Below are 22,627 nucleotides of genomic sequence, written 5' to 3' on the forward strand. Positions count from 1 at the left end.
CCGAGGGGCCCCAGGGGCGAGGGGAACTGCGCACCCAGCCGCGACGGACCCGCACCCGCCAGGCCGTCGCCGCCGAGAGGGGCTTCAGGGGCGCGGGGAACTGCGCGAGCAGTTGCCGCGGGCCCGGGCCCGGGGAGGCCGGCGCTCCCCGGGCGGTGCCGTCAGCAGGCGAGTTGGGCTGATGCCCAGTCGCCGTGGTCCGACGTGATCCCGTCGCCGCCGTCCGTGGCGACCAGGCGCACCACCTCCGCCCCGCGCACGTCGGCCGAAAGGCCCACCGCCGCGTCCGCGTTGGTGAGGACCCCGGTCGAGGCGACCTTCGTACCGTCGGCCCAGATCTCGAACGCGACGGACCCGTCCGCACCCTCCTCGTCGTCGACCCCGACCTGCGCGCTGACGGTCTCGCACGCCTCACCGGTGTAGTACTCGACGGCGCTCTCCGCATGGACGCCGAGCCCGGTGGCGTACACGACCCCGTTGATCGTGAGCGGCCCGCCGTCGCCCGCCGCGCTCTCGCCGTTGCTGGTGTCGCGCTCGACCGGCCCCCAGCCGTTGCTCGCCGACAGCCAGGGAAGACGGCCGAGATCTGACGTGCCGGAGGGCGGCGCCACCGCCACGGTCGCCGTGAGCGGCAGCACGCTCTCGGCCCGCACCCCGCTCGGAGAGCGGTAGGCCGCCTTCAGCGTCACGTCGTACGACCCCGCAGGCGTACCGGCGGGCGCGGTCACCGTCCACCCGGTGCGCAACGCCCTGCCGGTCGGCAGGGAGCCCGCCGTGGTGGGCGACGTGGCCCGCACCCGCCACCCCTCGGGTCCGCTCAGGGACACGGAGACGCGCTTCGCGGGCGTGCGGCCCAGATCGGTGACCGACGTCGTCAGGGCGGTCGCCCGGCCCGCCTCGGTCAAGGTGCTGCCGTCCACGCCGAGTTCCACGGCGGGCGGGTGCACGGCCCACCGGCCGTCGGCCGAGACACGGACGAGGACCGTGCCGTGCGCGGGGACGGTCGCCGAGATCGTGCCCGCCGTGTGGTAGCTCCGGTGCTGCCACAGATCCCGCAGCGTGTAGGCGTCCGCCTCGGGCAGTCCCACGGCCTTCGCGCTGGTGGCGACACGCTGCGGACTGCCGGTCTCGTTGAAGAGGGCGACCGCGCGGCTGCCGTCCTTCATCTCCTTGGCGACCACCCAGCGGCCGCCCTCGGAGGAGACCACCGCGCCCTGCTTCCCGAGCGGGTCCTGGTCGACCGCGATGACTTCCTTGTTGCCGATGATGTCGAAGGTCTCGTCGGACACGGACCGCAGGTCCGAGCCGATGAGCAGCGGCGCGGCCATGACCGACCACATCGAGAAGTGGGTGCGGTACTCCGTGTCCGTCATCCCGCCGTTGCCGACCTCCAGCATGTCGGGGTCGTTCCACCGCCCGGGCCCGGCGTACGGCGCGAGCGGCAGGTTCTGCTTCATGATCGAGAGCATCGAACCCCAGTTGTCGCTGATGTCCCCGGTCGTGCGCCACAGATGGCCGACGTCCGCCGCCCACTCCCAGGGCTTGTTCTCACCCCACTCGCAGATGCTGTAGACGATGGGGCGGCCGGTCGTCTCGGACGCGGCCTTCAGGGCGTCACGCATCGTCGTGTAGCGCAGTTTGGCGTCCACGCCCTGGTTGTTGCAGTTGTCGTACTTCAGATAGTCGACACCCCAGTCGGCGAACTGCTGGGCGTCGCTGTACTCATGGCCGAGCGCGCCGGGAAATCCCGCGTCGTTGCAGGTCTTCGTGCCCGCGCTGGTGTAGATGCCGAGCTTGAGCCCCTTGGCGTGCACGTAGTCCGCGACCGCCTTGATCCCGCCGGGGAAGCGGACCGGGTCCGGGACCAGCTTGCCGTTCGCGTCGCGGGCGGGCAGCGCCCAGCAGTCGTCGAGGTTGACGTACTCGTACCCGGCGTCCTTGAGCCCCTTCTCGACGAAGATGTCCGCGATCCCCTTGACCATCGCCTCGTCGAACTCCGCACGGCAGTGCGTGGAGTTCCAGTTGTTGAAGCCCATGGGCGGAGTGAGCGCGAGACCGTCGTCCAGGCCCGGAGCGGCCGACGCCGACGCCGACACGGCGGACGCTGACCCGGCGGTCGCCGACACGGCCGATGTCGCGGCGCCGGCGGTCTGGACCGGTCCGGCCGTCCCCCAGGTGCCGGTCAGGCCCAGGGCGCCGAGCAGTCCCGCGGTGAGTGCTCCGACCGCTCTTCGGCGAGTTGTGCGGGTGGGAAGGTGACGCATCGTTACGTTCCTCCGTACTCGCGAAAGGTTGGATGTCCGCATGTCCGCGTCATCCATGCGCGTTTACGGTAGGACCTGTTGCACTGTGGTGGAAGGGATGCGGTCGTGGTGGTTCGATATCCCGTCAAATCCCTTGACCATGTCTCTTGGAGCAAGAGCTCCGGACCGCGCGTGCGCTTGTGTTGGATTGAGCCATGGGAAGGTTTTCGGGCGCGGTCAGCACTCGTCCCGTATATGGCGCCTGACAACGAGTCAGGACATCGGATGTCAGCCACCTCGGTGAAAAGCCGACCGTGGGTTCCGGAAGGCCCGGCCGTGACCCCTGGGCGGGTCGGCAGTTGAGTGGGGCATGAAGAAGCGCAGCATGCTCGCCATCGCCTCCCTCGCCACCGGCTTCGTGGTGGCGGCCGTCACCCCGTCCCACTCCCTCGACGGCGACGCCCTCACCAGCCTCAGCACACTCGACCTCCAGGACACCCTCAGCACGGTCGACCAGACGGTCAGCGAAGGCAGCCTGGCGACGGACGAGACCCCGGGGCAGGACGGCTGACCGGGCCGTTCCCGCCCGCTCCGTCCTGTTGCGACCCGAAGCCCGGCCCGTCGTGGGCCGGGCTTCCGTGCGTGTTCGACCCCTCGAACACGCACTCATCAGGACCTGGTTTCCGTGGCAGGGTGGAGCGGGCAAGCCTCAGGGGGCCAACAGCAGAGGGGGGAACCGTGATCGTCTGGATCAACGGTGCGTTCGGTGCGGGGAAGACCACCACCGCACGGGAACTGATCGACCTGATCCCGAACAGCACACTCTTCGACCCCGAGTTGATCGGCACCGGGCTGGCGCACCTGCTGCCCGCCAAGCGCCTCGCCGAGGTCGGCGACTTCCAGGATCTGCCGATCTGGCGGCGGCTCGTGGTGGACACGGCGGCCGCGATGCTCTCCGAACTCGGGGGCGTGCTCGTGGTCCCCATGACCCTGCTCCGCCAGGACTACCGCGACGAGATCTTCGGCGGACTCGCGTCCCGCAGGATCGCGGTACGCCATGTGCTTCTCGCCCCGGCGGAAACGATCCTGCGCGAACGAATAGCCGGCCGGGAGGTCCCGCCGGACCTCCCCGACGGGGAGATACGGGTGCGCCAGTGGTCGTACGACCAGATCGAGCCGTACCGTGCCGCCCTGGCCGGCTGGCTCACCGCGGACGCCCACCCCGTCGACAACGGCACCCTCACCCCGTACGAGTCGGCCGTGCGCGTCGCCGAGGCCGTGAACAGCGGATCCGTGCCGGTCTGCGACATCGTGCAGACCCCTGAGCCCACCTCGGAGACCGTCGCGGCGGGCGTGCTCCTCTTCGACGAACGGGACCGGGTGCTGCTCGTCGACCCGACGTACAAGGCCGGCTGGGAGTTCCCCGGCGGCGTCGTCGAGTCCGGCGAGGCACCCGCGCGCGCGGGCATCCGCGAGGTCGCCGAGGAGACCGGCATCCGGCTGACCGGCGTACCCCGCCTGCTGGTCGTCGACTGGGAGCCACCGGTACCGCCCGGGTACGGCGGTCTGCGCCTCCTGTACGACGGAGGCCGGCTCGGCGGCGGCGAGGCCCGGCAGATGGTGCTGCCGGGCCCCGAACTGCGCGACTGGCGCTTCGTCACCGAGGAGGAGGCCGCCACGCTCCTGCCCTCCATCCGCTACGAGCGCCTGCGCTGGGCCCTACGGGCGAGGGAGCGGGGATCCGCGCTGTACCTGGAGGCAGGGGTACCCCAGGGCTGACGGACGCGCGTCCGTCAGCCTGTAGGGCCCCCGCCTTCCAGGCCGCCGGACTTCTGCCTTTCGGCCCGTCGGGTCTTCGCTTCCCAGGCCGCGGGGCGCTTGCTCTTCAGCCCGTCCGGCGTTTGAGGACGAGGCCGTTCAGGCCGATGGGGGGCCTGGGGGCGCAGCCCCCAGAAACCCCGGGCACGCCCGGCCAAGGGGCGTACCCGATCAGGACGCCGCGTAATTCCGGAGGAACAGCGCCTCCGCCACGGCGAGCCGCTCCAGCTCGTCGGGCGACACGCTCTCGTTCACGGCGTGGATCTGCGCCTCCGGCTCGCTCAGCCCGATCAGCAGGATCTCCGCCCGCGGATACAGCGACGCGAGGGTGTTGCACAGGGGAATGGACCCGCCCTGTCCCGCGTACTGCATCTCCGCCCCGTCGTACGCGGCGCTCATCGCCTCGGCCATCGCCGCGTACGCCGGACTCGTGGTGTCGGCGCGGAACGCCTGGCCCTGCCCGATCTGCTCGGTGCTCACCCGCGCGCCCCACGGCGTGTGCGCCTCCAGGTGGGCCTGGAGCAGCTTGGTCGCCTCGACGGCGTCCACGCCCGCCGGCACCCGCAGGCTGACCAGCGCCCGTGCGCCGGCCTGCACGGACGGGGTGGCGCCGACCACCGGCGGGGCGTCGATGCCGAGCACGGTCACGGCGGGCCGCGCCCAGATGCGGTCGGCGACCGTGCCGGAGCCGATCAGCTCCACACCGTCGAGCACCTTGGCGTCCTTGCGGAACTGCTCCTCGTCGTACTGCAGCCCCTCCCACGACGAACCGCCCGTCAGCCCGTCGACCGTCGTCGAGCCGTCCTCGGCGCGCAGCGAGTCGAGGACGCGGATCAGCGCGCCCAGCGCGTCGGGTGCCGCGCCGCCGAACTGGCCGGAGTGCAGATTGCCTTCGAGGGTGTCGACCTGGACGCGGACGAGCGTCATACCGCGCAGCGCGGTGGTGACCGTCGGCACCCCGACCCGGAAGTTCCCGGAGTCGCCGATGACGATCGCGTCGGCCGCCAGCAGCTCCGGGTGCTCCTCGGCGTACCGCTCCAGACCGCCCGTGCCCTGCTCCTCCGAGCCCTCCGCTATGACCTTGACACCGACCGGGACGCCACCGGTCGCCTTGAGCGCGCGCAGCGCCAGCAGGTGCATGATCAGGCCACCCTTGCAGTCGGCGGCCCCGCGCCCGTACCAGCGGCCGTCCGCCCGCTCGGTCAGCTCGAAGGGCGGCGTCTCCCAGCCGGCCTCGTCGAGCGGCGGCTGCACGTCGTAGTGCGCGTACAGCAGAACGGTCTTCGAGCCCTCGGGGCCCGGCAGGAAGCCGTACACCGACTGTGTGCCGTCAGGTGTGTCGAGCAGGGCGACGTCCTGGAAGCCCTCGGCGCGCAGCGCGTCGGCCACCCAGTTCGCGGCGCCCTCGCTCTCGCTCCGGGGGAACTGGTCGAAATCAGCCACCGATGCGAAGGCCACGAGCTCGGTCAGCTCCGTCTTCGCCCTGGGCATCAGGGAGACGACGGTCTCGGCGACCGGATTCGACGACATGGGCACGCTCCTCGTGGGTGCGACGTTGTACGAGTGGGTACGGCTGCGGTGAGCGCGCGAACGGATGTGCGCGCTGCATACGCTGCCGATCCTCCCACAGCGGTCTTCGCCGGACGCCGCCGTAGGATGCGTGGAGTAGGTGCGGCAGGCGGCTGGATCGGAGCAGCAGACCATCGTGAGCAGCGAGAACTCTTCGGACGACGGACAGGACGACGGGCAGCAGGTGTGGGACGTCGTCGTGGTCGGGGCGGGACCGGCCGGCGCCTCGGCCGCCTATGCGGCGGCGGTCGCGGGGCGCCGGGTCCTGTTGCTGGAGAAAGCGGAGTTGCCCCGCTACAAGACATGCGGCGGCGGGATCATCGGACCCACGCGTGACGCGCTGCCGCCCGGTTTCGAGCTGCCGTTCCGGGACCGGGTGCACGCGGTCACGTTCTCGCTGGAGGGCAAGTTCACGCGGACGCGGCGCTCCAAGCAGATGCTCTTCGGGCTCATCAACCGGCCGGAGTTCGATCAGCAGCTCGTCGAGCACGCGCAGAAGGCGGGCGCCGAACTGCGTACGGGGGCCACGGTCTCGCGGGTGGAACAGCACGGTTCGGCGGTTCCCGACCGGCGCTCGGTCGCGGTCGTCCTCCAGGACGGCGAGACGCTGCTGGCGCGTGCGGTGGTCGGCGCGGACGGCAGCGCCAGCCGCATAGGAGCGCACGTCGGCGTGAAGCTCGACCAGGTCGACCTCGGCCTGGAGGCGGAGATCCCGGTGCCGGAGACGGTCGCGGAGGACTGGAAGGGCCGGGTCCTCATCGACTGGGGCCCCCTGCCCGGGAGTTACGGGTGGGTGTTCCCCAAGGGCGACACCCTCACCGTCGGAGTCATCTCGGCGCGGGGCGAAGGCGCCGCCACCAAGCGGTACCTGGAGGACTTCATCGCCCGGCTCGGCCTCGCGGGCTTCGAGCCCAGCATCTCTTCCGGGCATCTGACCCGCTGCCGCGCCGACGACTCGCCGCTGTCGCGGGGCCGGGTGCTGGTGTGCGGGGACGCGGCCGGGCTCCTGGAGCCGTGGACCCGCGAGGGCATCTCCTTCGCGCTGCGTTCCGGGCGGCTCGCGGGGGAGTGGGCGGTGCGGATCGCCGAGGCCCACGACGCCGTGGACACGCGGCGGCAGGCGCTGAACTACGCCTTCGCGATCAAGGCGGGGCTGGGCGTGGAAATGAGCATCGGCCGGCGGATGCTCACGATCTTCGAGCGCCGCCCCGGGGTGTTCCATGCGGCGCTCACCGGTTTCAGACCCGCGTGGAAGGCGTTCGCGGGGATCACCCGCGGTTCGACCTCGCTGGGCGACATGGTCCGTTCGCACCCGATGGCGGAGCGGGCCCTGAGCAGGATCGACCGCTGACGGTTAGCTGGCCGCTGGCCGCTGACGGGTGACCGCCAACCGCTGACGGCGGCCGGTCGGTCGGTCGCCGACGGTCGGCCGCCGGTGTGGGACGAGCGCGTACTCCGCCGGGAGTACGCGCGATCACCACGCTCGACGGACGCCCCGGTGGGCCGTGACGTCTAGCGTGGCGGACATGGAGGAGCAGCGCGGACGCCGGTGCGGCGGACCCCCCTGGGCCAGGGGCGGTCCACCGGGGAGCCGGTGGCAGGGGCCCCCGTGGTGGAACCACCGCGGGGCGGAGGAAGAGGGCGGCGCCCGCACCCGGTGGCCGTGGCGTTCGACGCTGCTCCTCGCCGCGTTCGTCATGGTCGGCAGCAAATTCGCCGCCGAGGCGCAGCCGGCCCGGGAGCAACTCGACGCCCTCGCTCGGTCGCTGCTCCTCGGCGGCGCCCTCCTGCTCCTGTGGCGGCAGCGGTACCCGGCGCTCGTGATGTGCGGCACCGCGGCCTCGGCCCTCGTCTACTTCAGCGCGGGATACCCGTACGGGCCGGTCTTCCTCACGGTCGCGCTCGCCTGCTTCAGCGCGGTCCTCGCCGGGCACCGCCGGCTCGCCTGGGCCGCGCTCGGCACGTTGTGGACGGTCCATCTCCTGGTGGGGCACTGGCTCTACCGCCGGCTGCCGCCAGACGGCGACCCGGCCTCCTCCTGGGGCGAGGAGGTCGCCCTCGCCGCCTGGATCGTGGCGATCCTCGCGGTCTCCGAACTGGCCCGCGCACGCCGCGAGCAGTGGGACCGCGACCGGGCGGAACGCCGGCAGGCGGCCGGGCGGCGCGCCGACGAGGAACGGCTGCGGATCGCCCGCGAACTCCACGACGTGCTGGCGCACAGCATCTCGGTCATCAACGTCCAGGCAGGAGTCGGCCTCGCGCTGCTCGACTCCGACCCGGAACAGGCACGGACCGCGCTCACCACCATCAAGGCCGCGAGCAAGGAGGCGCTGGGGGAGGTGCGCCAGGTGCTCGACACGCTCCGCACGCCCGGGGACGCGCCCCGCGCTCCGGCGCCCGGCCTCGACCGGCTCCCCGAACTCGTGGAGCAGGCCGCGGGCGCCGGTCTGACCGTCGCCGTCGAGGACCGGGACGGCAGCCGGGACCTCTCGCCGGGCGCCGATCTCGCGGCCTTCCGCATCGTCCAGGAGGCGCTGACCAACGTCGTACGGCATTCCGGGTCGCGGCACGCGCGCGTGCGCGTCGAGCGGACGGGCGACGCCCTGCGGCTGCGGATCGACGACGACGGCCCGGCGACCGGCGAGGAGGCGGGCGGCAGCGGCAACGGACTCGCCGGAATGCGGGAGCGCGCGGCGGCCCTGGGTGGCACCATCGAGGCCGGACCGCGGGACGACGGAGGATTCCGGGTGCTTGCCGTGCTGCCGCTCAAGAAGTCCCGCATGCCCGAGGAGGACCGGTGATCCGCGTACTGCTCGCCGACGACCAGTCGTTGGTCCGCGCGGGCTTCAAGGCGCTCCTGGACGCCCAGCCGGACATCGAGGTGGTCGGAGAGGCCGCGGACGGGGCGGAGGCTCTGCGGGCAGTACGCCAACTGCGGCCCGACGTCGTCCTGATGGACATCCGGATGCCGGTGCTCGACGGCCTCGCCGCGACGCGCCGCATCACCGACGTGCCGGACCTGGCGGACATCAGGATCGTCATGCTCACCACCTTCGAACTCGACGAGTACGTCTTCGAGGCGATCCGTTCCGGGGCGTCCGGCTTCCTCGTCAAGGACACCGAACCGGAGGAACTCCTGCGTGCCGTCCGGGCGGTGGTCGACGGTGACGCGCTGCTCTCGCCGGGTGTGACACGTCGGCTCATCGCCGAGTTCGCGGCCCGGTCGAAGGAGCCGGCCGCGGCGGACGTGCTCGCCGGACTCACCGAGCGGGAGCGGGAGGTGATGGCGCTGGTCGGCATCGGACTGTCGAACGACGAGATCGCGCGGCGCCTTGTCGTGAGCCCCCTGACGGCCAAGACCCATGTCAGCCGCACGATGGTGAAGCTGGGCGCCCGCGACCGCGCCCAACTGGTCGTGCTGGCCTACGAGTCGGGGCTGGTACGGCCGGGCTGGCTGGGCTGAGGCCCCTGACGGAAGCGGACCAGCACCGAGATCACCCGTAGGAGGAAGAGGGCGGCCGCGAGCGCCGTGCCGGCGACGAGCAGGACCTTCTCGGCGGCCGTCGGCAGGTCGAAGAGCAGTGCGGGACCGGCCAGGACCCCGAACAGCACGGCCGCCGCGAACACGGCGCTGGCCAGGGCGTATCCGATCTCCACGGTGATCGCGTCCCGCTCGGACTGTGTCCGGTGCCCCCTGGTGTGTTCCATGCGGGGAGTGTCACAGCTGTGCGCCCGGCAGGGCAACAAGGCCCTCCGGACGCACGACGCCGAGGTCGATCCCGGGGTGATGTGAAGGGGGAGGCCGGGGGTCAGTCGCGTACCGTCACGCGGTCGTCGTCCTGCCGCTCCCGTGTCTTCCGCGCCGCCTGCGGGGCGGGCTCGGACGCGGCGACCAGGATCGTGGTCTGCGGGGTACGCCGTCCGCGCAGGCCGGTGGCCGTGATCAGCAGGCCGGCCAGGGCGACCGCGGTCACCACGACGAGACCGGGCCGGTAGCTGTCCAGGACCGCCTGCGGCGAGGAACCGCCGGACGAGTTCGCCGTCACGACGGCCGTCACGATCGCCAGGAAGATCGCACCGCCCACCTGCACCGAGGTGTTGAGCAGACCCGAGACCATGCCCTGCTCGTGGTCCTCCACGCCGTTGGTGGCCTGGATGTTGAGCGAGGGGAAGACCAGCGCGCAGGCAGCGCCGATCAGCAGCATCGACGGCAGGATCACCGCCGCGTACACCGGGTCGAGGTCGACGCGCAGGAACAGCGCGTAGCCGACAACCATCAGGGCGAAGCCCAGTACGAGGAGCCGTGGCGTCCCGAACCGGTCGACGATCGCGCCCATCTTCGTCGCCGAGAGCGCCACGAGCGCGCCCGCGGGCAGGAAGGCGAGCGCGGTGTGCAGGGCCGACCAGCCGAGCAGCGACTGCATGTACAGCGTGACGAGGAACTGGAAGCCGACGTACGAGCCGAAGAACATCATGGCGCCCAGCTGGGCGCGGACCTGGTCGCCGGAGCGCAGCACGCCGAGCCGGATCAGCGGACTGGCGCTGCGCAGTTCGACGCGGACGAAGACGGTGAGCAGGACCGCGACCGCGAGGAACGACAGCAGCGTACGGGCCGAGGTCCAGCCCACCTCGGGTGCCTCGACGACGGTGAAGACGAGCAGCAGCATCGAGGCCGTGCCGATGACGGCACCGGGGATGTCGTAGCCGCGGTGGGTGCGGTCGCGTTCGCTGCGCGGAATGAGCTTCAGGCCTGCGATCAGGGCGAGGATCGCGATGGGCGCGGGCAGCAGCATGGTCAGCCGCCAGCTGGCCTCGGTGAGCAGCCCGGACAGGACGAGGCCCATCGAGAAGCCGGTGGCGGCGCAGGTGGTGTAGATCGACAGGGCGCGGTTGCGCAGCGGGCCCTGCGGGAACGTCGTGGTGATGATCGACAGCCCGGCGGGGGCGGTGAACGCCGCGCTCAGGCCCTTGATGAAGCGGCTCGCGATCAGCAGAGGACCGGAGTCGACGAGGCCGCCGAGCAGGGAGGCGAGGGCGAAGACGGCGAGGGCCACCAGGAACACCTGGCGGCGGCCGAGGAGGTCGGCGGTGCGACCGCCCAGGAGCAGGAGGCCGCCGTAGCCGAGTATGTAGCCGCTGACGATCCACTGCAGGGTCGAGGTGGAGAGGTCCAGTTCGGAACCGATGGACGGCAGGGCGACACCGACCATCGACACGTCGAGCGCGTCCAGGAACATCGCGGCGCAGAGCACCAGGAGGGTGCCCCACAGGCGAGGCGTCCAGTGTCCCCGGGGCGCCGGGGTGGTGAGCGGAGAGGTCATGCGCGACACAGTACATGCGCGTGCATTGAATGCAACTGCATTTAATTCCGACGCAACAAAGTCGCGTTCCGCTAAAGTGCGGCCATGGCGGCTGCGGAGAAGGCCGAGCAGGGGCTCGTGGACCGATGGCGCGACATCCTCGCGGTGCACGCGCGCACACTGTGCGAACTCGACCGCGCCCTGCACCAACACGGCCTGGGTGCCAGCGACTTCGAGGTGCTCGACGTACTGGCCGCGGGCGCGCCGGCGGACGGCGGGAACGCCTACCGCGTCCAGGAGATCGCCGAACGGGTGCATCTGAGCCAGAGCGCGCTGTCCCGGCTGATCGGTCGCCTGGAGAAGGACGGCCTCGTCGAACGCTGCATGTGCCCCGAGGACCGGCGAGGCGTACGGGTGTCCCTCACGGAGAAGGGGCGCACCCTGCACGGTGAGGTGCTGCCGCTTCAACGGGCGGTGCTGGGACGGATGTTGGCGGACGGGTCGCGGGACTGACCGCGGGCCCGCCCGCCCGGCGCCCCGGCGCGGGCGGACCGCTTCGGCCCGGCGCCCGGCCGCCGAGGCTGTCGCCCCGCAGGGCGGCCAACCCTCCGGAGCTGTCGCCCTACCTGGCGGTCGAACCCCCGGAGCTGTCTATCGGGCGGTCGCTTCCCCGGCCCCCTCGTCGAAGCTCGCGAAGTAGGCGGCGGCCATGTCCTCGTCCCCGTGGCCCTGCGCGGCGGCCCGCGCGAAGCGTTCGGCGCTCGCCGCCGCGACGTCCAGGCGGACCCCGTGCTGCTCACCGGCCTCGACGATGAGCCGGGCGTCCTTGCCCGCGGTGGACACGGCGAAGGCGGCGGGCGACAACCGGTCCTCCAGGATGAGGGCGCTCTTGGCGTGCAGGTACCCCATGTCGAGTGGGCCGCCGGCGATGGCGTCGAAGAAGCTCCGCGGCTCCACGCCCAGCGCCTTGGCCAGGGCGAGGGTCTCGCCGGTCGCGCTGGTGGCGGCGATGACCCAGCTGTTGGCGACGAGCTTGAGCCGGGTGGCGCTGCCCGCCGCCCCGTCCTCGCCGGTCCACACCGTACGGGCGCCGACCGCGTCGAAGACCGGTGCCACGGTGTCCCGGCCGTCGCCCGGACCGGCGGCGAGGACGAGCAACTGCCCCGCCTCGGCGGGCTGCCGGGTGCCGAGCACGGGAGCGTCGTAGAACACGAGGCCCTTCTCGCGGGCGAAAGAGGCCAGTTCGGCGACGCCGTCGAGGCCCGCGGTCGTGGACTGCACCCACGCCGTGCCCGCGCGCAGGGCGGGCGAGGCCTGCCGCATCACGTCCAGCGCGGCGGGACCGTCGTACAGCATGGTCACCACGACGTCGGCGCCCTCCACGGCCTCGGCGGGCGTCGAGGCGATGTGCGCGCCGTCGGCGGCGAGCGGTTCGGCCTTGTCCCGGCTGCGGTTCCAGGCCCGGACGGTGTGTCCGGCGCGCGCGAGGTTGCGGGCCATCGCGGCGCCCATGATCCCGGTGCCCAGGACACTGACGGTGAGCTTGTCGGTCATGACATCAACTTCCCTGTCCGTTCGGTGCGGTGGGTACCCACTCTGCCGTGCGCGGCGGGACGACGCCGGTACGGGTCCGTGCGCGCCGCCGTGTCGTCCCGCCCCTCTCGGCTGCTTGCTCCAGGGCAGGCCGGAATTCGCCCCACGACAGTCAGCCCTGATCAGGAAGTCACCAACAAGAGTCAGCGGCACCCGGGGTTCCCGACGCGTGGATACGTTGGCGCTTTCCGCGTCTTGCTGGGAGCCGTACGTGCGAACCGCCCTCTGGATCCTTCTCGCGGTCCTGCTCACCTATGTCACCGGGGCGGCCCTCCACAACGCGGCCCGCAGCGGCGACAGGGAGACCCTCGTCGGCAACGTACTGCTCAGCTGGTGTGTCGGCTGGTACGCGGTCAGCGGCTGGCGGCGTGCGTACGGGGCGATGAGGCGGCGCGCGCCCTGGGCCCGGGCGGGAGCAGCCGGTGCAAGGGCTTCTCTTGGAATCGCCAAGAGTGGTTCAACAACTGCTCAGGATTGAGCAACCCGAACAGAGGGACGGCGGGACGGACGTACGTTCCCCTCCGTGATCTCTGACCCAGCACCTCACATAACCGCCGACGCGGCACCCCCCGCCCGGCGTTCCCTCCTCCGCGCGGCCCTCACCGGGACCGCGGTTCTCGGCGCGGGGCTGACCGTCGGCGCCGGATCCGCGGTCGCCGCGGCCCCGGCCGCCGCGCGCAAGCGGCCCACCACCGCCGAAGAGGCCCTGCGGGAGCTGTCGGCGGGCAACCGCCGCTGGCGCACCTTCCGCGAGAAGCACCCCGACGAGTCCCCCGCCGTCCGGCAGACGCTGACGACCGGTCAGCACCCCTTCGCGCTGCTGCTCGGCTGCATCGACTCCCGGGTCCCTCCGGAGCTGGTCTTCGACCAGGGCCTCGGTGATCTGATGACCGTCCGCAGCGCGGGCCAGGTCCTCGACGAGGCAGTGCTCGGCAGCCTCGCCTACGGGGTGCTCGAACTGGGCATCCCCCTGCTCATGGTGCTCGGCCACCAGTCGTGCGGTGCCGTGAAGGCGACGGTCCAGGCCGACGAGTCGGGCGAGCGGCTGCCCGACCACATCCAGTACCTGGCCGACCAGATCAGCCCGGCCATCGATCGCGGCAAGGAGGGCGACGCCCGCGTCGACGCGACGATCGACGCCAACATACGGCTCATCCGCGCACGGCTCGCGGCGGAGCCCGACCTCGCCGCCAAGGTGGACTCGGGGGCGCTGCAGATCGTCGGCGCCCGCTACGAACTGACCACTCAACTGGTGCACCGCGTCGCCTGACCCCCGTCCACACGGTCGCCACGGCCGGGGAGCCGCAGGTCCGAACCCGTCAAGGGCTCGAACCTGCGGCTCGGACCGGCGCTCCCGGCCGACGGCCGGACAGGCGGTGGGGGTGGGGACATGCGGCGCGGCGCGTGCGCACTACCGGCGCGGGCGGCCCTCGTCGTCGTCCTCGATGCCGTCGGCGGCGATCCGTTCCTTGCGGACCTGACCGGTGACGGTCTCCTCCTCGGTGACCTCCTCGGTGCTCAGCCGCACCCGCTCCACCGGAACCGTCTCGGTCTCCACGACGGGGCGTTCGGCGTGCAGCGTGACCTCGTGCTCGGCCTCGGAGATCTCCGCGCCCGACAGGGCGTCGCCCACGTTCGCGTCCGTGATCGGCTCGCGCACGACGCGTACCTCCTCGTGGCGCAGGGGTACCGTCTGCTGGACCTCCTCCGTCACCACGTACTTGCGCAGCCGCGCCCGCCCCGTCTCGTACCGTTCGGCGCCGACGTGCATGTGCTCCTCGGACCGCGTCATCGCCTCGTCCTCGGGCGTGCGCATGTCCGTGTCCGTGGTGCCGGCCGCCGCGGTCGTCCCGGCGGTGTTCGAGTGGGCCCAGCCGCCCGCGTCGGGCTGGTTCGCCTGCTGCCAGGCGTCGTCCCAGGCGATGCCGTAGTGCTCGTACAGCCGGACCTCCTCCGACTCGGACAGGTGGCCGCCGCTGTCGACGTCGACGTTGGGCGCGTCCTTGACCATGCTCTTGGCGTAGGGCACCTCAAGGTGTTCCTCGACCACGACCGCCTCGCGGATCGGCACGAACGACTCGCTGGTGCCGAAGAAGCCGGTCTTGATGCTGACCCATTCCGGACGACCGGTCGCATCGTCGAAGAAGACGTGGTTCGCGTTCCCGATCTTGCTGCCCTCGGCGTCGTACACGGGATGTTCCAGTACTGCCGGTATCTGCTCCTGGGTGATCATCCTTCAGCACCCTCCTTCTGGGTCCGGTGTGCTGTCCGGGTCACCGCGACGGAAGGCATGAAACATAGCAAAAGCGACAATAGTTATAGAAAGGGCAACTACCGCGCGGCCGGGTCAGGCCCTCGCACGGACACGGGTCACGACTTTCCGCAACAGGGGCCAGAGCAGCAGCAGGGCCGTCACCGCGTACACGGTCACCGCGAAGGGCGTGTCGACCAGCCCCGACACGCTGCCGTCGCTGATCTGCAGAGCGCGCCTCAACTGTTGCTCGGCGTTGGGGCCGAGGATGACGCCGATGACGGCGGGCAGCACCGGCAGACCGTAACGCCGCATCCCGAAGCCGATCAGGCCGATGATCAGCAGGATCACCAGGTCGATGACCTCGCCGCCGACCGCGTACGCGCCGACCGCCGCGAAGAACAGGATCCCCGCGTACAGATACGGGCGCGGGATGCGCAGCAGCTTCGCCCAGACCGGGGCCAGGGGGAGGTTGAGGGCCAGCAGCAGCACCATGCCGACGAAGAGGGAGGCGATCAGACCCCACACCAGGTCCGGCTCGCGCTCGAAGAGGAGGGGACCCGGCTGGATGCCGTACTGCTGGAAGGCCGCCAGCATGACGGCCGCGACCGCCGTCGTCGGCAGGCCAAGCGTCAGCATGGACACCAGCGTGCCCGCCGCGGAGGCCGACGCCGCCGACTCAGGACCCGCCACGCCCTCGATCGCGCCCTTGCCCCAGTCGTCCGGGTGCTTCGACAGCCGCTTCTCCGTGGCGTACGACAGGAACGTGGGGATCTCGGCGCCGCCCGCCGGGATCGCGCCGAAGGGGAAGCCGATCAACGGCCCGCGCAGCCAGGACTTCCAGGTCCGCCGTACGTCGTCGCGGCCGAGCCACGGCCGGCCCACCGGGATCGGTCTGCCGGGGCTGCGCCGCAGGTGCGCCGCCACCCACAGGGCCTCGCCGATCGCGAACAGGCCGACCGCCACGATCACCACGTCGATGCCGTCGGCGAGTTGCAGCGAACCGAAGGTGAGCCGCTGCTGGCCGGTCATCTGGTCCAGGCCGACGAGGCCCAGGGTCAGGCCGATCAGCAGGGACGCGAGACCTCTGATCCGCGACGAGCCCAGCACCGACGTCACCGCGATGAACGCCAGCACCATGATGGCGAAGTAGTCCGGCGCGCCGATGTCCACCGCCAGGTCCGCGACCGTCGGGGCGAGCGCGACCAGCAGGACCGTACCGATCAGGCCGCCCGCGAAGTGGCCGATGGCGGCGGCCGCGAGCGCCTGCGCGCCCCGCCCCGCCTTGGCCATCGGGTTGCCCTCCATGGCCGCGACCACGGCGGCGCTCTCGCCGGGTGTGTTCAGCAGGATCGAGGTGGTCGAACCGCCGAACATCGCCCCGTAGTAGATCCCCGCGAACATGATGAACGCGCCGATCGGTTCGAGTCCGTACGTCACCGGGAGCAGCAGCGCCACCGCCATCGCGGGGCCGATACCGGGCAGTACGCCGATCGCGGTGCCGAGCAGCACACCGAGGGCGGCCCACAGCAGATTGACCGGGGTGAGGGCCGTACCGAAGCCGTCCATCAGGGAGTTGAGGGCGTCCATGTCAGAGCACTCCCATCAGCGGGCCGCCCGGCAGCGGTACCCCGAGCAGATTGTTGAAGACGACGTACGTGCTGAGGGAGAGGGCCGCCGCGATCAGCGGGTCCTTGTCGAACCGGCGGCTGCCCAGCGCGAAGGCGGCACCCCAGAAGAGGAGGGCGCCCGCGACGGGGAAGCCGAGCGGTTCGATGAGGACGGCCGAGCCGAGGAACACCCCGGCGAGCAGCGACACCGTGCGCCAGTCGGCCGGTTCGGACAGGTCGACGTCCTCGCCGCCCTCCGCCTCGCCGTGACCGCCGCGCAGGACGTCCACGGCGAGCAGCGCGGCGATCACGAGCAGTCCGGCGCCGACCACGATCGGCACGGTCTTCGGTCCGACGGGCCCGCGCTGGGTGATGTCGACGTCCATGGTGAGCGCGTCGGTCAGCACCAGCGCGCCGAGCGCCAGCAGCAGGACGCAGACGCCGAGTTCGGAGTGCTCCCTCAGCCAGGCGCGGCGCGGGTCCGCGGGCTTCGGGGGTGTGGGCGGCGTCGCGGGGACGTCGGTGGCCGGCGTCGTCACAGTCCCAGCTCCTTCAGCACCGACACCACGCGCTCGTCCTGGGCGTCCAGGAACTCGCCGAACTCCGTACCGGTCAGGAACGCGTCGTCCCAGCCGTTCGTCCGCAGGGACTTCTGCCACTCGGGGGAGTCGTGCAGCTCCTCGACGAGGCGTACGAGCTTGTCGCGTTCGGCCTCGGACAGGCCCGGCGGGGCGACGATGCCGCGCCAGTTGGTGAAGTCCACGTCGTAGCCGGACTCCTTGAGCGTGGGCGCGTCCAGCTCGTCGACCCGCTCGGGTCCGGTGACCGCGAGCACCCGCAGCTCACCTGCCTTGATCTGGTCGAGGTACTCGCCGACGCCGGACACGCCGAAGGCGACCTTGTCGCCGAGGATCGAGGCGAGCAGCTCGCCACCGCCGTCGAAGGGGACGTAGTTGACGTCCTTGGGGGCGATGCCCGCGGCCTTCGCCATCAGCATCGGCGCGAGGTGGTCGGGCCCGCCGGGCGAGGAACCGCCGCCCACGGGCAGCTTGCCGGGATTGGCCTTCCAGGCGTCCACGAGCTGGTCGACCGACTTGTACGGGGAGTCCTTGGAGACCACGACGACGTCCTGCTCCTCGGTGAGCCGGGCGATGGGGGTGGTGTCGGCGAGCGTCTTGGGCGCGTCGTTGGAACGCACCGCGCCCACCACACCGAGCCCCATCGACATGGCGAGCTTGCCGTTGCCGTGCTCGCTCACCAGCCGGCTCAGCCCGACGGTGCCTCCGGCGCCCGGCAGGTTGAACACCTCGATGTTGTGGGTGAGTTCGGCGTCCTCGGCGTTCTTCGCCGCCGTACGGGCCGTGATGTCGTAGCCGCCACCGGGCGTGTTGGGGACCATGAAGCGCAGGCCGGGGATCTGGGTGCCGGTCTCGGCACCACCGCCGGCCGTGAGCAGCGGAGGTCCCACGAGCACGAGCACGGCGGCCCCGAACAGGGCGAGGGGAGTGCTCAGGCGCACGAGTTCCACCACCTGTACATGAGATACGGGGGAGGGGCGTCCCCGTACTGGAGCCGGGGGGATACGGGGACGCCCTGGATGGGGGGGGAGGGTGACGTGGGCCACATACTGCCCGCGCGCCGGGCGGCTGTCTCTCTTGCGGAACCAACGGAGGTTGTGGTCTTTGTGTCAGCCGGTCCCTTCTCCCGGCCGCGGGCGCGGGCCATGATGGTGCGACCCGGCAGCCGAGCCGTGCAACGCCGTGTCAGCACGAGAGATTGAGTCCGTCGTGGTCGCCGCCTTCCGTCGCCAGACCCTCGCGGGCGAGATGCTGGTGCTGCAGCTCGCCATCGTCGTGGTGGTGCTGCTGGCCGTCGCGGCGGTCTCCCTCAGACAGTCGGAGGCCACCTTCAACCGCGTCGAGGGCCGCCGCGTCATGGCGCTCGCCGAGCAGCTGGCCGCCTATCCGCTGACCCGCAGCCAGCTCGTGCGGCCCGCGCCGCAGCAGGCCCTCGCCCCGCTGGTGAACTCCACGCAGACACAGTCCGGGGTCACCTCGGTGACGGTCGCCGACGCCGACGGCCGGATCGTCAGCTCCACCGACCCCACCGCGATCGGCGGCCGGCTGACCCTCGGTGAGGGCGTCGCCGACGGCCGAGGCTGGTCCGGCTCGCTGACCCTGGACGGCAGCCGCGAACTCGTGGCCCAGGTACCGGTGCTCGGCGCGACACCGGAGAACCTCGGGCGGCCGCTGGGCACCGTGATGATCGGCGAGGCGGACCCGACGGTGTGGCAGCGGCTGAGCGGAGCGTCCTCGTACCTCCTCGCCTATCTCGGCATCGCCAGCGGGCTCGGCCTGGTCGGCTCCTGGCTGCTGGCCCGCCGCGTCAAACGGCAGACCCTCGGCCTGGAACCGCGCGAGATCGCCGGCCTGGCCGAGCACCGGGAGGCGATGCTGTACGGGATCGCCGAGGGCGTGATCGCCCTGGACCCGCAGCACCGGCTGACCCTGGCCAACGACATGGGACGGCGTCTGCTCGACCTCCCCGCGGACTGCGTGGGCCGCAGCCTCGCCGAACTCGGCGTCGAGGGACGGCTGCGCGATGTCCTGGCGGGGGACCGGGACGGCGCGACGGGCCCCGGGCACGGGCACGACGGCCGTGACGGGCACGACGGGTCCGGGGAGGCCGGCGAACGCGACGAGGTCGTCGTCCTGCACGGCCGGGTGCTGGTGATGAACCGGATGACCGTGACCAAGGACGGCCGCCCGCTCGGCTCGGTCACCACCCTGCGGGACCGTACCGAACTGGCCAGGCTGGAACGGGAGATCGGGTCCTTCCGCAGCTCCTCCGAGCTGCTGCGCGCGCAGGCCCATGAGTTCGCCAATCAGCTGCACACCATCTCGGGGCTGATCCAGATCGGCGAGCAGGACGAAGTGGTGCGCTACATCCGTGCGTTGAGCCGGCGCCGCCAGTCACTCGACGTCACCCTCAGCCGCCGTGTCCGTGACACCGCCGTCGCCGCCCTGCTGATGGCGAAGTCCTCCCTGGCCGCCGAACGGAAGGTCAGCCTGCGCATCTCGGACGCGACCGCACTCGACCGGCTCATCCCGGAGGACGCCGCCGACGTGGCGACGGTGGTCGGCAACCTCGTCGACAACGCCGTGGACGCCGCGTCCGTCGCGGCGGCGGGCCATGACCCCCACGGCCGCGAGACGCCCGACGGCCACGAGGCCTGGGTCGAGGTCGAACTGCGGCAGGATGCCTCCAGCGTGGAGATCGTGGTCCGCGACTCGGGGCCCGGCGTCGCTCCCGAACTCGCCCGGGAGGTCTTCTCGCACGGCTTCACCACCAAGGCCGCCCAGGAGGGCGAACGCGGGATCGGCCTGGCGCTCACCCGGCTGGTCTGCGAGCGTCACGGTGGCGAGATCTCGGTGACCAACACCCCCGACGGGGCGATGTTCACCGCACGCATGACGGTCAGCCACCTCACCGACGCGGTGGCGGAAGGAGCGACACGATGAACGGGGCGCCCGGCGGGGCAGACACGATCGACGTCCTCGTGGTCGACGACGACTTCATGGTGGCGCGGGTCCACCGTGCCTTCGTCGACCGCGTCGAGCCGTTCCGGGTCGTGGGAGTGGCCAGCACCGGCGAACAGGCCGCCCGCGCGGTCGACGAACTGCACCCCGACCTCGTCCTGCTCGACCTGTATCTGCCGGACGTCTTCGGGCTCGACGTCATTCCCCGGCTGCGCACCGCGGGACACGACTGCGACGTCATGGTCATCAGCGCGGCGCGGGAGACCGACACGGTCCGTGGCGCCGTCCGGCACGGCGTCGTCGACTACCTGCTCAAACCGTTCGAGTTCGAGGACCTGCGGGCCCGGCTCGCGCGGTACGCGGTCCGGCGCGGCCGGGTGCTCGCCACCGTCGTGCACGGCCAGGCCGATGTCGACCGGGTGCTGGCCGGAGCGGCCGTGCCCGCCTCGGCACCCGCCACCCTGCCCAAGGGCCTGAGCGTGGAGACGGCCGCGCTGATCGAACGCACGCTGCGAACCGCGCAGGACACCCTGTCCGCCGCCGAGTGCGCGACCCTGGCCGGCATCTCCCGCGTCAGCGCCCGCCGCTACCTGGAGCACTTCCACTCCATCGGCAGCGCCGAGGTGACCCTGCGCTACGGAGCGGCGGGACGACCCGAGCGCCGCTACCGCTTCCACGACCACGCCCGGCCGCTCCGACGCCCGGGCGACGAGGCTCGCACCTGAAGGGCGGGGCCGACTCCTCCGGGCCTCAGACCCGGACGACCCCGATGCCCGCAACGCGGTGAAGTTCCGCCACGGACGGCTGCTCCCGCTGGCCCGCGCCGCCGCCGCCACGGCCGAACACGCCGCCGTCCCGGTCGCGTTGCACCTCGACCATGTGCAGAGCGACGAACTGCTCCGGCAGGCGGCGGACGCCGGATTCGGCTCCGTCATGTACGACGCCGCCCATCTGCCCTATGCCGAGAACCTCGCCGCCACCCGGGCCGCCGCGGACTGGGCGCACGCCCAGGGCCTGTGGATCGAGGCCGAGTTGGGTGAGGTCGGCGGCAAGGCGGGACAGCCCCCGCTGGACGCCCACGCGGCGGGGGCCCGTACGGATCCGGCCGAGGCCCGCTCCTTCGTCGCCGACGCGGGGGTGGACGCCCTGGCCGTGGCCGTCGGCAGCACGCACGCCATGACCACCCGCACCGCAGCCCTCGACCACGCCCTCCTCGGGCGACTCACCGCCGCCCTCGACGTACCGCTCGTCCTGCACGGCTCGTCCGGTGTCCCGGACGCCGAACTGAGGGCGGCCGTCACCGGCGGCATCACCAAGGTGAACGTGGGCACCGCCCTGAACATCGCGATGACCGGCGCGATCAGGGAGTTCCTGACCGCGCACCCCGAGGCGGTGGACTCCCGCAAGTACCTCGTGGTGGCGCGCGAGGCCATGGCGGAGGCGGTGACCCGGATCATCGGCGTCCTCGACGCCCGCTGACCCGCTCACCCCTCCGCTGCCCCGCCCGCTGACCCACTCACCCGGCCCGCTCACCCGTCCCCGGGCCGCCCGACGGCACGTCGACGAGCTTCTCGAAGAAGAACTCGTGCTTGAGGAACGACACGTCGTACTCGCCGCCCGGGTACGGCGGGATCAGCTGGGCCGCCTGGAACAGCCGCCAGCCGTCCCGCAGCGCCGCCACGCCCGACGCGTACGGGGGCTCGTCACCGTCCCCTGTGGTGGGCGACGTGCGGCCCGTACCGTCGTACACCGACCAGCCGACCACCGGGGAGTCCAGCGCCGACGTGCCCAGATACAGGACCAGCACCTGCTGACGGACACTCATACGACCTCCTCCTGAGGCCGGTTGGAGACGCGGGTGACCCAGTGCTCCGGATCGAAGGACTCGTCGCCCGTGAGCGAGCGCCACAGCAGTACGCGGTTGTACAGCTCCAGACGGCCGGTGGCGTGCTCGTACCAGGGGAACGTCGTCGAGAGTTCCGCGGCCACCCGTGGATCGGCGAGGTCGGAGGTGTCCCACAGCCGGCGCTGCCGTACCGACGGGTTGAAGCGGATCTTGAACATGTACCGCATGCCGTCGCTGTCGTTGCGCCGCCCGCCGTGCCAGAGGCCGTGGTGCAGAAACACCACGGTGCCCGCCGGGCAGACCAGCCGTGACTGGCCGAGCAGGTTCTGGTAGCGGCCGGTGTCCGACTCGTTCGTGCGCCGGAGATGGCTTCCGGGCACGCTCAGGGTGCCGCCCATGTCCAGGGTCACGTCCTGCGGGTAGTACATCAGCTGGACGTCGAAGGCGTCCGTGCGGACGTCGATGATCGCGTCACCGTGCAGGGGCTGGGCCGACCCCTCGTGGGGCTCGCGGACGTGCACGGCGTGGTGGTCGACGAGCGGGTCGGGACCGACGAGACCGCGCAACGCCCCGGCCACCGCCGGTACGGCGAGCAGCCGCCGCACGAAGGAGCCCTCGGGATAGGCGTCGGCCACCGTGCTGCCGTACGGCACGTCGGGTACGCCCCGGCCCAGGAAACCGATCGCCTCGGTGTTCAGCTCCGCCGGGACCACCGCGTCCAGGCGCAGCGAGCCGTGCGCCACGAAGCGGGCCATCCGGACCGAGTCCAGCAGGGGAGGGTGCTCGGGATGCGTCATGCGCCGACCGTACGGAGCCGGGCCCGCCGCGCGCGTTGGCCCCTTTCACCACCACTGGTAG

21 protein-coding genes and 1 pseudogene are annotated in these 22,627 nt (G+C 71.9%); 11 read left to right on the plus strand and 11 right to left on the minus strand.

The window, feature by feature from the left end; genetic code table 11:
* Positions 1-161: 161 nt before the first annotated feature.
* Positions 162-2,264: an NPCBM/NEW2 domain-containing protein gene (locus IE278_RS19395; RefSeq protein WP_189773961.1), complete on the minus strand. Its 2,103-nt coding sequence runs from the start codon at positions 2,262-2,264 to the stop codon at positions 162-164.
* 349 nt (positions 2,265-2,613) lie between these two features.
* Between IE278_RS19395 and IE278_RS19400 the strand changes: the two genes are divergently transcribed.
* Together IE278_RS19400 and IE278_RS19405 are read left to right on the plus strand one after the other, a co-directional pair.
* Positions 2,614-2,814 carry a hypothetical protein gene (locus IE278_RS19400; protein WP_189773963.1) on the plus strand — a complete coding sequence of 67 codons (201 nt, stop codon included), beginning with the start codon at positions 2,614-2,616 and terminating at the stop codon, positions 2,812-2,814.
* Positions 2,815-2,981: 167 nt separating this feature from the next.
* The gene (locus tag IE278_RS19405; protein WP_189773966.1) at positions 2,982-4,022 is read left to right on the plus strand and encodes an NUDIX hydrolase; all 1,041 of its coding nucleotides are present in this window, start codon (positions 2,982-2,984) and stop codon (positions 4,020-4,022) included.
* A 210-nt stretch (positions 4,023-4,232) separates the two neighbouring features.
* On the opposite strand, the gene IE278_RS19410 is transcribed toward IE278_RS19405, so the two are convergent.
* Complete coding sequence (locus tag IE278_RS19410; protein ID WP_189773967.1) at positions 4,233-5,591, minus strand: dipeptidase; 1,359 nt, start codon at positions 5,589-5,591, stop codon at positions 4,233-4,235.
* A gap of 175 nt (positions 5,592-5,766) precedes the next feature.
* Between IE278_RS19410 and IE278_RS19415 the strand changes: the two genes are divergently transcribed.
* From IE278_RS19415 to IE278_RS19425, 3 genes are all read left to right on the plus strand, one after another.
* Entirely contained in the window at positions 5,767-6,981 is a 1,215-nt protein-coding gene (locus tag IE278_RS19415) for a geranylgeranyl reductase family protein (protein ID WP_189773969.1), read from the plus strand.
* 166 nt (positions 6,982-7,147) lie between these two features.
* A complete protein-coding gene (locus IE278_RS19420; protein WP_246570404.1) occupies positions 7,148-8,431 on the plus strand; it encodes a sensor histidine kinase in 1,284 nt (427 codons plus the stop codon).
* Entirely contained in the window at positions 8,428-9,093 is a 666-nt protein-coding gene (locus IE278_RS19425) for a response regulator (protein WP_189773973.1), read from the plus strand. Before IE278_RS19420 ends, IE278_RS19425 begins: the two co-directional genes overlap by 4 nt.
* Here IE278_RS19425 and IE278_RS19430 read toward each other — a convergent pair.
* Together IE278_RS19430 and IE278_RS19435 are read right to left on the minus strand one after the other, a co-directional pair.
* Positions 9,054-9,338: a DUF6332 family protein gene (locus IE278_RS19430; RefSeq protein ID WP_189773975.1), complete on the minus strand. Its 285-nt coding sequence runs from the start codon at positions 9,336-9,338 to the stop codon at positions 9,054-9,056. The two genes, IE278_RS19425 and IE278_RS19430, sit on opposite strands and share 40 nt — an antisense overlap.
* Positions 9,339-9,439: 101 nt before the next feature.
* On the minus strand, positions 9,440-10,951 hold the full coding sequence (locus tag IE278_RS19435) for an MFS transporter (RefSeq protein WP_189773977.1): 1,512 nt from the start codon (positions 10,949-10,951) through the stop codon (positions 9,440-9,442).
* An 84-nt stretch (positions 10,952-11,035) separates the two neighbouring features.
* Here IE278_RS19435 and IE278_RS19440 point away from each other — a divergent pair, with 84 nt between their 5' ends.
* The gene (locus IE278_RS19440) at positions 11,036-11,443 is read left to right on the plus strand and encodes a MarR family winged helix-turn-helix transcriptional regulator (protein ID WP_189773980.1); all 408 of its coding nucleotides are present in this window, start codon (positions 11,036-11,038) and stop codon (positions 11,441-11,443) included.
* Between the two features lie 138 nt (positions 11,444-11,581).
* Here IE278_RS19440 and IE278_RS19445 read toward each other — a convergent pair whose 3' ends face one another.
* Complete coding sequence (locus IE278_RS19445) at positions 11,582-12,613, minus strand: NAD(P)-dependent oxidoreductase (RefSeq protein WP_373312036.1); 1,032 nt, start codon at positions 12,611-12,613, stop codon at positions 11,582-11,584.
* A gap of 121 nt (positions 12,614-12,734) precedes the next feature.
* Between IE278_RS19445 and IE278_RS19450 the strand changes: the two genes are divergently transcribed.
* Both IE278_RS19450 and IE278_RS19455 read left to right on the plus strand, forming a co-directional pair.
* Entirely contained in the window at positions 12,735-13,001 is a 267-nt protein-coding gene (locus IE278_RS19450) for a hypothetical protein (RefSeq protein ID WP_189773984.1), read from the plus strand.
* A gap of 45 nt (positions 13,002-13,046) precedes the next feature.
* The gene (locus tag IE278_RS19455) at positions 13,047-13,793 is read left to right on the plus strand and encodes a carbonic anhydrase (RefSeq protein ID WP_189773986.1); all 747 of its coding nucleotides are present in this window, start codon (positions 13,047-13,049) and stop codon (positions 13,791-13,793) included.
* A 141-nt stretch (positions 13,794-13,934) separates the two neighbouring features.
* On the opposite strand, the gene IE278_RS19460 is transcribed toward IE278_RS19455, so the two are convergent.
* The 4 genes from IE278_RS19460 to IE278_RS19475 all read right to left on the minus strand — a co-directional run bounded on the left by IE278_RS19460 (position 13,935) and on the right by IE278_RS19475 (position 17,903).
* A complete protein-coding gene (locus IE278_RS19460) occupies positions 13,935-14,756 on the minus strand; it encodes a DUF2382 domain-containing protein (protein WP_189773988.1) in 822 nt (273 codons plus the stop codon).
* Positions 14,757-14,870: 114 nt separating this feature from the next.
* Entirely contained in the window at positions 14,871-16,364 is a 1,494-nt protein-coding gene (locus tag IE278_RS19465; RefSeq protein WP_189773990.1) for a tripartite tricarboxylate transporter permease, read from the minus strand.
* A gap of 1 nt (position 16,365) precedes the next feature.
* Complete coding sequence (locus tag IE278_RS19470) at positions 16,366-16,923, minus strand: tripartite tricarboxylate transporter TctB family protein (RefSeq protein WP_373312032.1); 558 nt, start codon at positions 16,921-16,923, stop codon at positions 16,366-16,368.
* A complete protein-coding gene (locus tag IE278_RS19475) occupies positions 16,920-17,903 on the minus strand; it encodes a Bug family tripartite tricarboxylate transporter substrate binding protein (RefSeq protein ID WP_189774133.1) in 984 nt (327 codons plus the stop codon). Before IE278_RS19475 ends, IE278_RS19470 begins: the two co-directional genes overlap by 4 nt.
* A 268-nt stretch (positions 17,904-18,171) precedes the next feature.
* Between IE278_RS19475 and IE278_RS19480 the strand changes: the two genes are divergently transcribed.
* From IE278_RS19480 to IE278_RS19490, 3 genes and pseudogenes are all read left to right on the plus strand, one after another.
* A complete protein-coding gene (locus IE278_RS19480; protein ID WP_189773992.1) occupies positions 18,172-19,905 on the plus strand; it encodes a sensor histidine kinase in 1,734 nt (577 codons plus the stop codon).
* Positions 19,902-20,648, plus strand: a complete 747-nt coding sequence (locus tag IE278_RS19485; protein WP_189773994.1) for a response regulator — start codon at positions 19,902-19,904, stop codon at positions 20,646-20,648. The genes IE278_RS19480 and IE278_RS19485 overlap by 4 nt, the downstream gene beginning before the upstream one ends.
* Positions 20,649-20,694: 46 nt before the next feature.
* Positions 20,695-21,402, plus strand: a pseudogene (locus IE278_RS19490) (class II fructose-bisphosphate aldolase); the annotation flags it as partial.
* Positions 21,403-21,439: 37 nt separating this feature from the next.
* Here the strand turns inward: IE278_RS19490 and IE278_RS19495 are convergent.
* Both IE278_RS19495 and IE278_RS19500 read right to left on the minus strand, forming a co-directional pair.
* Positions 21,440-21,748 carry a hypothetical protein gene (locus tag IE278_RS19495; protein WP_189773998.1) on the minus strand — a complete coding sequence of 103 codons (309 nt, stop codon included), beginning with the start codon at positions 21,746-21,748 and terminating at the stop codon, positions 21,440-21,442.
* Positions 21,745-22,566, minus strand: a complete 822-nt coding sequence (locus IE278_RS19500) for a phytanoyl-CoA dioxygenase family protein (RefSeq protein ID WP_189774000.1) — start codon at positions 22,564-22,566, stop codon at positions 21,745-21,747. The genes IE278_RS19495 and IE278_RS19500 overlap by 4 nt, the downstream gene beginning before the upstream one ends.
* Between the last annotated feature and the right edge of the window lie 61 nt (positions 22,567-22,627).

Origin of the sequence: Streptomyces tauricus, from assembly GCF_014650955.1 — a bacterium.
GTDB classification, from domain to species: Bacteria; Actinomycetota; Actinomycetes; order Streptomycetales; family Streptomycetaceae; genus Streptomyces; species Streptomyces tauricus.

What these genes read in the sequence shown, in the direction of transcription:
- IE278_RS19395 (WP_189773961.1), bottom strand. Translation starts at nt 2,264, where the DNA reads ATGCGTCACCTTCCCACCCGCACAACTCGCCGAAGAGCGGTCGGAGCA.
- IE278_RS19400 (WP_189773963.1), top strand. Translation starts at nt 2,614, where the DNA reads ATGAAGAAGCGCAGCATGCTCGCCATCGCCTCCCTCGCCACCGGCTTC.
- IE278_RS19410 (WP_189773967.1), bottom strand. Translation starts at nt 5,591, where the DNA reads ATGTCGTCGAATCCGGTCGCCGAGACCGTCGTCTCCCTGATGCCCAGG.
- IE278_RS19430 (WP_189773975.1), bottom strand. Translation starts at nt 9,338, where the DNA reads ATGGAACACACCAGGGGGCACCGGACACAGTCCGAGCGGGACGCGATC.
- IE278_RS19435 (WP_189773977.1), bottom strand. Translation starts at nt 10,951, where the DNA reads ATGACCTCTCCGCTCACCACCCCGGCGCCCCGGGGACACTGGACGCCT.
- IE278_RS19440 (WP_189773980.1), top strand. Translation starts at nt 11,036, where the DNA reads ATGGCGGCTGCGGAGAAGGCCGAGCAGGGGCTCGTGGACCGATGGCGC.
- IE278_RS19460 (WP_189773988.1), bottom strand. Translation starts at nt 14,756, where the DNA reads ATGATCACCCAGGAGCAGATACCGGCAGTACTGGAACATCCCGTGTAC.
- IE278_RS19465 (WP_189773990.1), bottom strand. Translation starts at nt 16,364, where the DNA reads ATGGACGCCCTCAACTCCCTGATGGACGGCTTCGGTACGGCCCTCACC.
- IE278_RS19485 (WP_189773994.1), top strand. Translation starts at nt 19,902, where the DNA reads ATGAACGGGGCGCCCGGCGGGGCAGACACGATCGACGTCCTCGTGGTC.
- IE278_RS19495 (WP_189773998.1), bottom strand. Translation starts at nt 21,748, where the DNA reads ATGAGTGTCCGTCAGCAGGTGCTGGTCCTGTATCTGGGCACGTCGGCG.
- IE278_RS19500 (WP_189774000.1), bottom strand. Translation starts at nt 22,566, where the DNA reads ATGACGCATCCCGAGCACCCTCCCCTGCTGGACTCGGTCCGGATGGCC.